At 66.6% G+C, this 13,129-nt stretch carries 13 protein-coding genes and 1 tRNA gene; 12 read left to right on the top strand and 2 right to left on the bottom strand.

Annotated elements, in window-relative coordinates; genetic code table 11:
- Positions 1-109 precede the first annotated feature (109 nt).
- The 12 genes from ruvA (at position 110) to queE (ending at position 11,495) form a co-directional block, all read left to right on the top strand.
- On the top strand, positions 110-694 hold the full coding sequence (gene ruvA, locus LL962_RS19190) for a Holliday junction branch migration protein RuvA (RefSeq protein ID WP_104586596.1): 585 nt from the start codon (positions 110-112) through the stop codon (positions 692-694).
- Positions 695-747: 53 nt separating this feature from the next.
- A complete protein-coding gene (locus LL962_RS19185) occupies positions 748-2,655 on the top strand; it encodes a potassium transporter Kup (RefSeq protein WP_104586595.1) in 1,908 nt (635 codons plus the stop codon).
- A 2-nt stretch (positions 2,656-2,657) separates the two neighbouring features.
- The gene (locus LL962_RS19180) at positions 2,658-3,776 is read left to right on the top strand and encodes an SMI1/KNR4 family protein (RefSeq protein ID WP_228318060.1); all 1,119 of its coding nucleotides are present in this window, start codon (positions 2,658-2,660) and stop codon (positions 3,774-3,776) included.
- Between the two features lie 39 nt (positions 3,777-3,815).
- Positions 3,816-4,856 carry a Holliday junction branch migration DNA helicase RuvB gene (ruvB, locus tag LL962_RS19175; RefSeq protein ID WP_228318059.1) on the top strand — a complete coding sequence of 347 codons (1,041 nt, stop codon included), beginning with the start codon at positions 3,816-3,818 and terminating at the stop codon, positions 4,854-4,856.
- A 52-nt stretch (positions 4,857-4,908) separates the two neighbouring features.
- Positions 4,909-5,367 carry a tol-pal system-associated acyl-CoA thioesterase gene (gene ybgC / locus LL962_RS19170; RefSeq protein WP_228318061.1) on the top strand — a complete coding sequence of 153 codons (459 nt, stop codon included), beginning with the start codon at positions 4,909-4,911 and terminating at the stop codon, positions 5,365-5,367.
- Between the two features lie 11 nt (positions 5,368-5,378).
- Complete coding sequence (gene tolQ, locus LL962_RS19165; protein WP_104586592.1) at positions 5,379-6,158, top strand: protein TolQ; 780 nt, start codon at positions 5,379-5,381, stop codon at positions 6,156-6,158.
- A gap of 157 nt (positions 6,159-6,315) precedes the next feature.
- A complete protein-coding gene (tolR, locus tag LL962_RS19160) occupies positions 6,316-6,765 on the top strand; it encodes a protein TolR (RefSeq protein WP_104586831.1) in 450 nt (149 codons plus the stop codon).
- Entirely contained in the window at positions 6,755-7,795 is a 1,041-nt protein-coding gene (gene tolA, locus LL962_RS19155; protein WP_228318058.1) for a cell envelope integrity protein TolA, read from the top strand. The genes tolR and tolA overlap by 11 nt, the downstream gene beginning before the upstream one ends.
- 256 nt (positions 7,796-8,051) lie before the next feature.
- Complete coding sequence (gene tolB, locus LL962_RS19150) at positions 8,052-9,371, top strand: Tol-Pal system beta propeller repeat protein TolB (RefSeq protein WP_228318057.1); 1,320 nt, start codon at positions 8,052-8,054, stop codon at positions 9,369-9,371.
- Between the two features lie 57 nt (positions 9,372-9,428).
- A complete protein-coding gene (pal, locus tag LL962_RS19145) occupies positions 9,429-9,947 on the top strand; it encodes a peptidoglycan-associated lipoprotein Pal (RefSeq protein ID WP_228318056.1) in 519 nt (172 codons plus the stop codon).
- 6 nt (positions 9,948-9,953) lie between these two features.
- A complete protein-coding gene (ybgF, locus tag LL962_RS19140) occupies positions 9,954-10,772 on the top strand; it encodes a tol-pal system protein YbgF (protein ID WP_228318055.1) in 819 nt (272 codons plus the stop codon).
- A 39-nt stretch (positions 10,773-10,811) separates the two neighbouring features.
- Entirely contained in the window at positions 10,812-11,495 is a 684-nt protein-coding gene (gene queE, locus LL962_RS19135; protein ID WP_228318054.1) for a 7-carboxy-7-deazaguanine synthase QueE, read from the top strand.
- 289 nt (positions 11,496-11,784) lie between these two features.
- Here the strand turns inward: queE and LL962_RS19130 are convergent.
- Positions 11,785-11,860 (bottom strand) — tRNA-Lys (locus LL962_RS19130).
- Between the two features lie 46 nt (positions 11,861-11,906).
- Positions 11,907-12,581 (bottom strand): 7-cyano-7-deazaguanine synthase QueC, encoded by a 675-nt coding sequence (queC, locus tag LL962_RS19125; protein ID WP_104586586.1) that lies wholly within the window; start codon positions 12,579-12,581, stop codon positions 11,907-11,909.
- Between the last annotated feature and the right edge of the window lie 548 nt (positions 12,582-13,129).

Raw genomic sequence — 13,129 nt, 5'->3', positions numbered from 1 at the left:
CCCGGGACCCGGGACCCGGGGCCCGGAGCACGTTCGCCGGTAAAGCCGCGATCGCGAGATTCGCTTTCCCGGGTCCCGGGTCCCGGGTCCCCTGTCCCGGTACCGCACCATGATCGGCCGTCTGCGTGGGATCCTGGCCTACAAGCAGCCGCCCTGGCTGGTGATCGATGTGGGCGGCGTCGGCTACGAACTGGAGGCGCCGATGAGCACCTTCTACGACCTGCCCGATGTCGGCCGCGACGTCATCCTGTTCACCCATTACGCGCAGAAGGAAGACAGCGTGGCGCTGTACGGCTTTTTGCGCGAGGGCGAGCGGCGCTTGTTCCGCGACGTGCAGAAGGTCACCGGTATCGGCGCCAAGATCGCGCTGGCGGTGTTGTCCGGGGTCAGCGTTGACGAGTTCGCGCGGCTGATCACCGCCGGCGACATCACTGCACTCACGCGCATCCCGGGCATCGGCAAGAAGACCGCCGAGCGCATGGTGGTGGAGCTGCGCGACCGTGCGGCCGACTTCAGCAGCGGCGCGCCGATCACCGGTCAGCTTGGCCCGGATGCGGTGTCCGAAGCGACCGTCGCGCTGCAGCAACTGGGCTACAAGCCCGCCGAGGCAGCACGCATGGCGCGCGAGGCCGGAGCAGAGGGCGACGACGTCGCCACGGTGATCCGCAAGGCCCTGCAGGCCGCGCTGCGTTAAGCAGCCCCGGCCTTTCCCATTCTTCACGCCCCACGGCGATACCCTTCCCACTCATGTCACAGACCTCCACTCCTGCAGCGGGCCACGGCCACGCGCCCGCCAACGGCCACATGGCCCTGGTCATCGGCGCCATCGGTGTCGTCTTCGGCGATATCGGCACCAGCCCGCTGTACACCCTGAAGGAGGCGTTCTCGCCGCATTACGGGCTGACCAGCGATCACGACACCGTGCTGGGCGTGTTGTCGCTGGCGTTCTGGGCGCTGATGATCACGGTGACGCTCAAGTACGTCACCATCATCATGCGCGCCGACAACGACGGCGAGGGCGGCATCATGGCGCTGATGGCGCTGGCCCAGCGCACGCTCAAGCAGGGTTCGCGCTCGGCGTACGTGGTCGGCATCCTCGGCATCTTCGGCGCTTCGCTGTTCTTCGGCGATGGCGTGATCACCCCGGCCATCTCGGTGATGGGCGCGGTGGAGGGCCTGGAAGTCGCCGCGCCCAGCCTGCATCCGTTCATCGTGCCGATCACCGTCGCGGTGCTGCTGCTGGTGTTCATGGCCCAGCGCTTCGGCACCGAAAAAGTGGGCAAGGTGTTCGGGCCGATCACCTGCCTGTGGTTCCTGTCGCTGGGCGCGATCGGCATCTGGAACATCGTGGACGCGCCGGAAGTGCTCAAGGCCTTCAATCCGTGGTGGGCGATCCGCTTCTTCATCGAGCACGGTTGGCACGGGGTGTTCATCCTCGGCGCGGTGGTGCTGGCGGTGACCGGCGGCGAGGCGCTGTACGCGGACATGGGTCACTTCGGTGCGCGCCCGATCCGCCACGGCTGGTACTTCTTCGTGCTGCCGATGCTGCTGCTCAATTACCTGGGGCAGGGCGCGCTGGTGCTCAATCACCCCTCCGCACTGAAGAATCCGTTCTTCGAGGCCGTGCCGGGTTGGGCGCTGTACCCGATGATCGTCCTGGCGACGCTGGCGGCAGTGATCGCCTCGCAGGCGGTGATCACCGGCGCCTACTCGGTGGCGCGCCAGGCCATGCAGCTGGGCTATATCCCGCGCATGCTGGTCAAGCACACCTCGCGCGACACCATCGGCCAGATCTACGTGCCAGGCATCAACTGGCTGCTGATGGTGATGGTGATCGCGCTGGTCCTGATCTTCCGCAGCTCCACCAATCTGGCAGTGGCCTACGGCATCTCGGTGTCGATGACCATGCTGATCGACACCCTGCTGCTGGCGCTGGTGGCGCGCGCGCTGTGGCCGCGCTGGCGCAGCTGGGTGCTGCCACTGTGCGTGGTGTTCTTCATCATCGAACTGGCCTTCGTGGTCGCCAACGGTGCCAAATTGCTGCAGGGCGCCTGGTTTCCGTTGGCGCTGGGCATCGTGGTGTTCACCCTGATGCGCACCTGGCGCCGCGGCCGTGCGCTGCTGCGTGAGGAGATCCGCAAGGACGGTATCCGCATCGACAGCTTCCTGCCCGGGCTGATGCTGGCACCGCCGGCGCGCGTGCCCGGCATGGCGGTGTTCCTCACCGCCGATCCCATGGTGGTGCCGCATGCGCTGATGCACAACCTCAAGCACAACAAGGTGCTGCACGAGCGCAACATCTTCCTCAACGTGGACACGCTGCCGATCCCGTATGCGCCGGTGGACAAGCGGCTGCAGATCGAATCGATCGGTGACGAGTTCTATCGCGTCTACGTGCGTTTCGGCTTCATGGAAACGCCCGACGTGCCGTTGGCCTTGATGCGCTCCTGCGACCAGGGCGGTATCCACTTCGACCCGATGGACACCACCTTCTTCGCCAGCCGCGAGACCATCGTGGCCAGCGCCAACCGCGGCATGCCGATCTGGCGCGACAAACTGTTCGCGCTGATGCATCGCAATGCCGCCCCGGCCACCGGGTTCTTCCGCATTCCCGGCAACCGCCTGGTCGAACTGGGCGCGCAAGTGGAGATCTGAGCATGGCCCCGCTCAAGTGGATGGTCTACGGTCGCGCGCCGAGCCTGGACACCCTGTGGGACGAGGCGCTCAATCTCGGGCGCGAGCCGGCCACCGCGGCCGCGATCGCTGCCGCGGAAGAGCGTCTGGACGTTCGCCTGCCGGCCTGGTTGCGCGGGTTGTACGCACGCTACGACGGCGGTGCGGTGCAGATGGCGCGTGGTCAGTCCCTCCAGGAGCCGGACAACTGGCTCAAGGCCGAGTGGCTGATCCCGCGTGCACGCCTGCTCGGTAGCGCGGAGCTGTTCTCCTTCGCGCAGGTGCGCGCTCGCGAGGAGTATCGCGATGATGCCTACGCCGGGCTGGCCATCGGCGGCGACGACCGCCGCCTGATCGCCATCGCCGCCGATGACCGCTCGCCCGGCCGCGCGCTGTGCCTGGACTACGCCGCATCCGACGCCGAGCCCACCCTGGTCTATGTCGATGCAGGCAAGAATCGCCGGCTGTGCGTGTTCGCCACTGTCGACGCCTTGCTCTCGCAACTGGTCGACGTCCACTACTGGTCGCCGGCCTTGCAGGCCAAGCATGATGGAGATGCGGTGCAGTGGCAGCCGCAGCCGCCCGCAGTGACCACGTTCTGGAGCGGTCCCGGGCACTGGAACGAGGCCGGGGCCGCGGCCGACAGCGATGCGCTGGCCGCCGCCGAAGCCCGGATGGGCGTACGCCTGCCGGCACTGTTCAAACGCCTTTACGGCGTGCAGGACGGCGGCGACACCGGCTGGTGCTGGGTGCCGCGGACCCGTTTTCCCTCCGACCTCTACGTGGATTGGGAATGCGTGCTGGTGGATCGCTATCTGCTGCCGCTGGCGAGCATCGGCAGCGTGCTGGATCTGGCCGCCGCCTTTGAAGACCCCGACGACTTCAATGCGGCGGCCCGCCTGCACGCCCGCCTCGATCAGGTGCTGGTGCTGTCGTGCCACAACGTCGATTGCCTGCTGTGCCTGGACTATCGCGCACGTGGCCCGCAGTGCGAGCCGGAGGTCGTCTATTTCGAGCGTTGGGAGGGGCTGGTGCCGACCTGGCGCGCAGCGAGCTTCGACGCGTTTTTCGGTGTGCTGCGGCAGGCCGAGCTTGGGTTCTAGAGGCTGGGCCATCGGTGCGCGGCATGAGAAGATGGCGGGATGACCGAGCAGCGCATCATCGCCAGCAGCTCCACCCGCGAAGACGCCGCTGCCGATGCGAGCATCCGGCCCCAGCGCCTGGCCGATTATCTCGGTCAGCAGCCGGTGCGCGAGCAGATGGAGATCTACATCCAGGCCGCCAGGGCGCGCGGCGAGGCGATGGATCATGTGCTGATCTTCGGGCCGCCGGGCCTGGGCAAGACCACGCTCAGCCATGTCATCGCCAACGAGCTGGGTGTCAGCCTGCGGGTGACCTCCGGCCCGGTGATCGAAAAGGCCGGCGATCTGGCCGCGCTGCTGACCAATCTGCAGCCGCACGACGTGTTGTTCATCGACGAGATCCACCGCCTTTCGCCGGTGGTGGAAGAAGTGCTGTACCCGGCGATGGAAGATTTCCAGATCGACATCATGATCGGCGAGGGCCCGGCCGCCCGCTCGATCAAGATCGATCTGCCGCCGTTCACCCTGATCGGTGCCACCACCCGCGCCGGTCTGTTGACCGCGCCGCTGCGCGACCGCTTCGGCATCGTGCAGCGGCTGGAGTTCTACTCGCCGCAGGAGCTGACCCGCATCGTGATCCGTTCGGCCACCATCCTGGGCATCGACTGCACGCCGGAAGGTGCGGCCGAGATCGCACGCCGCGCGCGCGGCACGCCACGCATCGCCAACCGCTTGCTGCGGCGGGTGCGCGACTACGCCCAGGTCAAGGCGGCCGGCCACATCGATCTGCCAGTGGCGCAGGCGGCCATGCAGATGCTCAAGGTCGATCCGGAGGGTTTCGACGAGCTCGACCGTCGCATGCTGCGCACCATCGTCGAACACTTCGACGGCGGCCCGGTGGGTGTGGAATCGCTGGCCGCCTCGCTGTCGGAAGAACGCGGCACGCTGGAAGACGTGATCGAACCCTACCTGATCCAGCAGGGCTTTCTGATCCGCACCGCGCGCGGCCGCATGGTCACGCCCAAGGCTTACCTGCACCTGGGACTGAAGCCCCCGCGCGACCGCACCCCGGGCATCGGCGAGCCGGGAGACCTGTTCTGATGACGCTCCGTTGCTCGCCAACCTGGGCCGTCCCGACCACAATTGCGTGCCGATGACGATCGAATCCCGACTCCCGAATCCCCAATCCCCGCCTGTATTCAGTTGGCCGACACGCGTCTACTGGGAAGATACCGACGCCGGCGGGGTGGTCTATCACGCGCGCTACGTCGCCTTCCTGGAACGTGCGCGCACCGAGTGGATGCGCGCGGCCGGTTACGGGCAGGAGTCGATGCGCCAGCAGCATGGTCTGGTGTTTGCGGTCCGCTCGATGCAACTGGATTTTCTCAAGCCGGCTCGGCTGGACGATGCGCTGTCGGTGTCGGCGATGGTGTTGAAATGCAAGCGGGCCAGCCTGCTGTTTGCGCAGTCCGTGCGCCGCGAAGGCGAAGTGCTGCTGACCGCCGAGGTGCGTATTGCCGCACTCGGCGCCAGCGACTTCCGCCCGTGCGGCATGGACGATGCGCTGTATGACGTGTTGAAAGCTCTAGAAACCACAGAATCCGATTACTGAGGAACGAACGGATGTCGATTGCATTGCTCCTGGCCCTGCAGGACACGGTAGTGGAAGCACTGCCGCAGGAAGTCACCGCGGCCGCGGCGCAAACCGCCGCGGCGGCGCACAACAGCAGCATCAACTACGTGGACCTGATCCTGCGGGCCAGTATCCCGGTCAAGATCATCGTGCTGCTGCTGCTGATCGGCTCGTTCATCAGCTGGGTGATCATCTTCCGCAAGGCGCGTGCGTTCAAACTCGCCAACCGCGAGGCCGACGAGTTCGAGAACCGGTTCTGGTCCGGCGCCGATCTGGCCAAGCTGTATGCCTCGGCAACCGATCGCAACCGCACCGTCGGTGGCCTGGAGTCGATGTTCGAAAGCGGTTTCCGCGAGTTCTCGCGGCTGCGCGACCGCCGGCGCCTGGATGCGCGCGTGCAACTGGAAGGTGCGCAGCGCGCCATGCGCACCGCCTTCACCCGTGAAGTGGATCAGCTCGAACGCAACCTGGAACTGCTGGCCAATATCGGCTCCACCGCGCCGTACATCGGCCTGGTCGGCACCGTGTTCGGCATCATGGTGACCATGCACGACATGGTCAGCAGCGGCGAGCAGGCCGGTATCGCGGCCGTGGCGCCGGGTATCTCCGAAGCCTTGTTCGCCACCGCCATCGGCCTGTTCGTGGCGATCCCGGCGGTGTGGGCCTACAACCGCTTCACCACCCGCGTGGAACGGCTGTCGGTGCGCTACGAAACCTTCGCCGACGAGTTCAGCTCGATCCTGCAGCGGCAGGCCGGCGCGGACGAGTGATGCGCGCTTCCGGCATGTGCCCGCACGCAGGCCAGCGGACGGTGCCCGGGCGCGCCCTGCGTGTCGATGCGCAGGACCAGGCGCCGGCCTCCGTCTGCCGGCCCCCATGCCGCCATGCCGCAGCGCTGCGCACAGGATCAATGAGGAACGTTTCGCGATGATTTCCGGTATTTCCCACCGCAAGAAGCGCAAGCTCAAATCCGACATCAACGTCGTGCCCTACATCGACGTGATGCTGGTGTTGCTGATCATCTTCATGGTGACCGCACCGCTGCTGACCCTGAGCACCGACGTCAGCCTGCCCAGCTCGCGCGCCAAGGCGCTGGAGAGCAAGCAGGACCCGGTGGTGGTGGTGGTCGCCGCCGACGGTCGACTGGCCCTGCAATTGCCCAAGGGCAAGCCGCAGGCGATGGAGGTGGCGGCGCTGCAGGCGCAGCTGGCCGCCATCGTGGCGCAGGACAAGGACGCCCGGGTCGTGGTGGCTGGCGATCGTGCCGCGCCGTACCAGAAGATCATGGATGCCATCGATGTGCTCAAGCAGGCCAAGGTCGAAAAGGTGGGCCTGATCTCCGACTCCGGCGGCACCGCAGGCAGCGATGCACGCTGACGCATTCCCCACTCAAGGTGCGCGCGAGGATGGCTGGCTGCGGCCGGTGATCCTGGCGTTGGTCGTGCACGTGCTGGTGGCGCTGGTGTTCATCGCTGGCTGGCTGTGGTCGCCCGAACGCTCGGTCGAGCCGGCTGCAGGTGATCCCAGCATGGAGGCCTCGCTGGACGTGTCCGCCGCCGAGGCGCGCGTGGCGCGTCAGGCGCTGCAGGCCACGCCAGTGGAGGCGCCGCCGCCACCGCCCGCGCCCTTGCCCGAACCTGCGCCGGAAGACAGCGTGCCGCCGCCGCAGCCGATTGCCGAGCCGCGCCCGCAGGATGCGCCCACGCCACAGCAGGCGCAGGCGCAGGAACGCGTGGCGCAACCGGACAAGGTCGATCAGGAGCGCGTGGATGCATTGGCTGTTTCGGCGGAAAAGGCCAAGCAGGAACAGGAGGCCAAGCGTCGCCAGGAGCAGATCGACTTGACCGAGCGCAAGCGGCAGGAAGAGGCCGAACAGAAGTTGCGCCTGGCCAAGCAGCAGGAAGAGGCCGAGGCCAAGGAGAAGCAGGCTGCGGCGCAGCAGGCGGAAGACGCCGAACGCCAGAAGAAGATCGCCGAGATCCGCCGCCAGCGCGAGCAGGCCGACAAGGACGCCAAGCTGGCCGAGCAGAAGCTGCGCCAGGTCGCTGCCGCGCGCGCCCAGCAGGCGTCTGCGGCCGCGGCGACCAGCGCGCAGCCGACCGCGGGGCAGGGCGGGACCAACACCGACCTGTCGGCCAAGTACGCCGCGGCGATCCAGCAGAAGGTGCTCGCCCAGTGGGTGCGTCCGCCATCGGTGCCGCCGGGCCAGAAGTGCACGATCAACATCCGCCAGCTGCCGGGCGGCAGCGTGATGGAGGCCAAGGTCGCACCGGGCTGCCCCTACGACGAAGCCGGCCAGCGCTCGATCGAAGCTGCCGTGCTGAGCGCACAGCCGCTGCCGTATCGCGGTTTCGAGTCGGTGTTCCAGCGCAACCTCACCTTTGTCTTCACCGCACAGGATCAGTAGCGGGTCCGCGCCGTGGCGTCTGCGCAAGCCATGGCGCCGGCACCGGACGACAGGCCTTGCGTGATTCAGCGGCCGTCGCTGCGGCGGGCGTCCTCGCTGGCGGTTGGTCAAGGCCGTTCCACCTCATTGCCGCATGGAGTCGCTGTGTCGCCCGTCCGCTCGCCCCGTTTTCACGCTGTCTCGTTCACGATTGCGAGTATGTTCACTCGCTGATTGGTATCCCTTGCCCACTTTTCCTGCCCGATCCGAGCCGTCCATGAAAAAACCGCTGCGTTGGCTAGCCGCCCTGACCGCCCTGTTGTTGCCGCTGAGCGCGCTCGCGCAGCAACAAGGGCTCACCATCGATATCGTGGGCGGTAGCGCCTCGGCCACGCCGATCACGGTCGTGCCCATGCCCTACCAGGGCTCCGGAGCCGCGCCGCAGACCGACGTGTCGGCCGTGGTGGGCGCCGATCTGGACCGTTCCGGCCAGTTCCGCACCTTGCCTGCCGCGCAGATCGTCGAAAAGCCGACCCGCGGCACCGAGGTGCAGTTCCAGACCTGGCGCACCCTCAAGCAGAACTACATCGTGGTCGGCCGCGTCATGGATGCCGGCGAGGGCGCCTATCGCGTCGAATACGAACTGTTCGACGTGGCCAAGGGCGAGCGCCTGCTCGGCCTGGCCATGACCGCGCGCGCCAACGCGATGCGCGATGTCTCGCACCAGATGGCCGACGCGATCTACGAAAAGATCACCGGCGTGCGTGGCGCGTTCTGGACCCGTATCGCCTACGTGACCGCCAGCGGCAAGGGCGGCGCGATGCGTTATGCGCTGATGGTGGCCGATTCGGATGGTTACAACCCGCAGACCATCGTACGCTCGGCCGAGCCGCTGCTGTCGCCGAACTGGAGCCCGGACGGCAAGAAGCTGGCCTATGTGAGCTTCGAGCGCGGCAACTCCTCGATCTACCTGCAGGACATCGCCACCGGCGCACGCGAGCTGGTCTCCAGCTTCCGCGGCATCAACGGTGCGCCTTCGTTCTCGCCCGACGGACGCCGCCTCGCACTGGCCCTGTCGCGTAGCGGCAACCCGGAGATCTATGTGATGGACCTGGGCAGCAAGCAGCTGACCCAGCTCACCAATCACTTCGGTATCGATACCGAGCCGACCTGGGCGCCGGACGGTGGCAGCATCTATTTCACCTCGGATCGCGGCGGTCGTCCGCAGATCTACCAGGTGGCAGCCAGCGGCGGCAGCGCCAACCGCGTCACCTTCCAGGGCAACTACAACGCGACCGCCAGCGTGTCCTTCGACGGCAAGAAGATCGCCGTGGCGCAGGGCAGCGGCAACAGCTACCGCATCGCCATGATGGATCGCAGCCTGGGTTCGCCCAGCTGGAGCACGCTCTCGCCCGGCTCGCTGGACGAGTCGCCGAGCTTCGCGCCGAACGCCAGCATGGTGTTGTACGCCGCACGCGAGGGTGGCCGGGGCGTGCTGTATGCGGTATCCGCCGACGCTCGGGTTCGCCAGCGTCTGGTTCTGGCCGATGGTGACGTAAGAGAACCTGCGTGGGGGCCTTACCGAACCGCGCATTAATGTTAATATTTCGCTGCGTTAAACCACTCATTGGCCCAGAGCCTCCATAGGTATCCCATGAACAAGTCCACCCGCGTCTTGCTTGTCTCCCTGTTGTCCGTCGGCGTGCTGGCCGGTTGCTCCAAGAAGGTGAAGGAAACTCCGCCTCCGGCAACCGACACCACCGCCGGTTCCACCGCTCCGACCGGTCCGTCGACCTCTGGCCTGTACGGCCCGGGCGATCTGGATACCGATGCCTGCCTGCGCCAGCGCGTTGTCTACTTCGATCTGGATCAGGACTCCCTGAAGCCGGAATTCCAGGCCATCATGGCGTGCCACGCCAAGTACCTGCGTGACCGTCCGTCCTCGCGCATCACCCTGCAGGGCAATGCCGACGAGCGCGGCTCGCGCGAGTACAACATGGGCCTGGGCGAGCGTCGCGGCAGCGCGGTGTCGTCGGCTCTGCAGGCTGCCGGTGGTTCGGCCAGCCAGCTGACCGTGGTCAGCTACGGTGAAGAGCGTCCGGTCTGCACCGAAACCAGCGAGAGCTGCTGGTCGCAGAACCGTCGCGTCGAAATCGTGTACACGGCTCAGTAAGAAGCGATGCGCTTTCGGGTGACATCCCTGTTCGTCGCGGCGGCCCTGGTGGTCGCCGCGCCGGCACACGCGCAGCGGGCCAGTCTCGCTGACCGTGTCGCCGTGCTCGAGCAGCAGCAGGCCAACAGTCAGGCCAACAACGATCTGCTTAACCAGCTGCAGCAGGCGCGTTCGGACCTGCAGGCCCTGCGCTCGACCGTTGAACAGCTGCAACACGACAACGAACAGCTCAAGCAGCAATCCAAGGACCAATATATGGACCTGGATGGGCGTCTGAACCGGTTGGAAGGTGCGGGTGGCGCAACGCCGCCATTGCCTGCCGCGGCCGGTAGCGCCACGCCTGCGCCGGCTTCGGCCGCGCGTCCCGCAGCGGCGGCAACTTCCGAGAAGCCGCCCACTGTCCATGGCGATCCGGGCACGCTGGCGATCAGCAACGAAGAGCGCACCGCGTACAACGTTGCCTTCGATGCCCTGAAGAACGGCAAGTACGACGACGCGTCGCAGCTGTTCCTGAGTTTTCTCGAGCTGTATCCCAATGGCGTCTACACCCCCAATGCCTTGTACTGGCTGGGCGAGAGCTATTACGCCACCCGCAATTTTCAGCTGGCCGAGGCGCAGTTTCGCGATCTGGTCAGCCGCTATCCCACCCACGACAAGGCCGCTGGCGGTCTGTTGAAGCTTGGCCTGTCGCAGTACGGTGCAGGCAAGAACAACGAAGCCCAGCAGACCTTGCAGCAGGTTGCAGCGCAATACCCCGGCAGCGACGCGGCACGCGTTGCGCAGGAGCGGCTGCAGTCCATCCGTCTGGGCCAGCAACTGCGCTGAGCCCGCGCCCGCGCTTGTCGCGCAGCGCATACTTTGCCCATGAACGCCGCCGCCGTCCCCAGCGAGATCGTCCAATCGCCCCTGCCGCGATTGAAGATCACCGAGATCTTCCTGTCCCTGCAGGGTGAGGCCGAGGCCGCCGGCTGGCCGACCGTGTTTGTGCGACTGACCGGTTGCCCGCTGCGTTGCCAGTATTGCGATACCGCCTACGCCTTCCACGGCGGGCAATGGCACGACATCGACGCCATCGTGGCCGACGTCGCCCGCCATGGCGTTCGCCATGTCTGCGTGACCGGCGGCGAACCGTTGGCGCAGAAGCGCTGCCTGGTGTTGCTGCAGAAGCTGTGCGATGCCGGCTTCGATGTCTCGCTGGAAACCTCCGGCGCCCTGGACGTCTCCGAGGTCGATCCGCGCGTATCGCGGATCGTGGACATCAAGACCCCTGCCTCGGGCGAGCAACACCGCAACCGCTGGGACAATCTGCCGCTGCTGACCGCGCGCGACCAGATCAAGTTCGTGATCTGCAACCGTGCCGACTACGACTGGTCGCGCGAGATCGTTGCTGCGCATGCGCTGGATCGCCGCTGCACGGTATGGTTTTCGCCCAGCAAGAGCGAAGTGGCGCCGCGGGAGCTGGCCGACTGGATCGTGGCCGATCGCCTGCCGGTGCGCTTCCAGATGCAGCTGCACAAGATCCTCTGGAACGACGAGCCGGGCCGCTGAGCTCTGTAGCTGCCGCCATAAGGATTGGCTCGCTCGCCGATGTCGCATTGCAGGCATCGCCGCGGCGTCGGGAAGATTGCTGACGGCCTGCGTCCGCTTGCAGGCGCCAATGCACGATCGGCGCTCGGGCGCGCATCGACGATGCGATCATGGCCGATGCCGGGGCGGCTGCGCGCGCAGGGCGGTCTGCCAGGCAGTGCTGACGGTGAATTCGCTTTCGGGGGTATCTGGGGCGCGAATGAAGGGAGCGCAAGCGAGGCTGGGATTGCCTCCGGGTCTTCGCTGTAGATGGTGGGCCGTGATGGATTCGAACCATCGACCAAAAGATTAAAAGTCTTCTGCTCTACCGACTGAGCTAACGGCCCACTGCCCGACTGCGCGTCGGGGTGCGCATTCTACCCTACACGGGCGTCAAGACGAAATCGCGTAATGGGTGGGATCTGCAACGCCGGCATCGGCGAAGCCGGCGGCGCGCAGGCGGCAGGCGTCGCAATGACCACAGGCGCGCCCGTCGGCATCGGCGCGGTAGCAGGAGACAGTGAGCCCGAAGTCCACGCCCAGGCGCAGGCCCTCACGCACGATATCGGCCTTGCTGAGGAACTGCAGCGGTGCATGCACGCGCATTCCGGCGCCTTCCACACCAGCCTTGGTGGCCAGGTTGGCCAGCACTTCGAAGGCACGCACGAATTCCGGCCGGCAGTCCGGGTAGCCGGAGTAATCCACCGCGTTGACGCCGCAGAACAGATCATTGGCGCCCACCACCTCGGCCCAGCCGAGCGCCAGCGACAGCATGATGGTGTTGCGTGCAGGCACGTAGGTGACCGGAATGCCAGCGCCGCCCGCCTCGGGCACCTCGATGTCGTCGGTGAGCGCCGAGCCTCCAATGCTGCGCAGGTCCACGTCGACCACCTTGTGCGCCATCACCTTCTGCGCTGCTGCCACGCGTGCTGCGGCGTCCAGCTCGGAGGTGTGGCGCTGACCGTAGCGCACGCTCAACGCGTACACGGCAAAGCCCTGCTCCTGGGCGAGCGCGATGACGGCGGCCGAATCCATGCCGCCAGACAACAGAACCACAGCTTTCTTCATGACCCATCAGCGATGACAACGGAAGGCGCAAGGCTAACAGGGTCGGCAGGATGCGGCGACAGCGTCGCTGGCGGTGACTGCGAGCTGCCGTGGCAGGTCTGGCGGCGGTCTCCGCGGCGCGTGGACCTGTAGCACGGCACCGGCCAGGTCGAGCCATCCCGGACCGCGCGATCACGTGAGGTGAGTGGGGCGGCGGAGCAGCGGCACGATGACGTGGTCCACGGGCAGGCGGGATTGACGCGCAGGGTGCATCGATCGCTGCGCTGTGGCAGCAGCGTGGGGCGCCGCGAATCGCCTCCGGGACGCTGGAATACAGAAGCCGATAAAAGTATGCCCAGTTCGCGACGGCCGTATATCGAGAAGTGCATGGATCGTCCCGATTCAGCGATGATCATGCGTTCACGGCACTGCACTTAGAGTGGCTAACCAAAGCCGACGCGCCGTCGTCATGCTGCCGACCATGTGACGCAGCGCCAGTGCCGGGCAGCGCATGCAGTTGCGCATGTCGGCAAGCGATGCAGGGCGGTGGCGGTCTGGTTCTGTCTGCC

The sequence above is a fragment of the Xanthomonas sp. NCPPB 1067 genome, from assembly GCF_020783795.1.
GTDB lineage: Bacteria > Pseudomonadota > Gammaproteobacteria > Xanthomonadales > Xanthomonadaceae > Xanthomonas > Xanthomonas melonis.
This window is presented reverse-complemented; position numbering and strand designations above follow the sequence as displayed.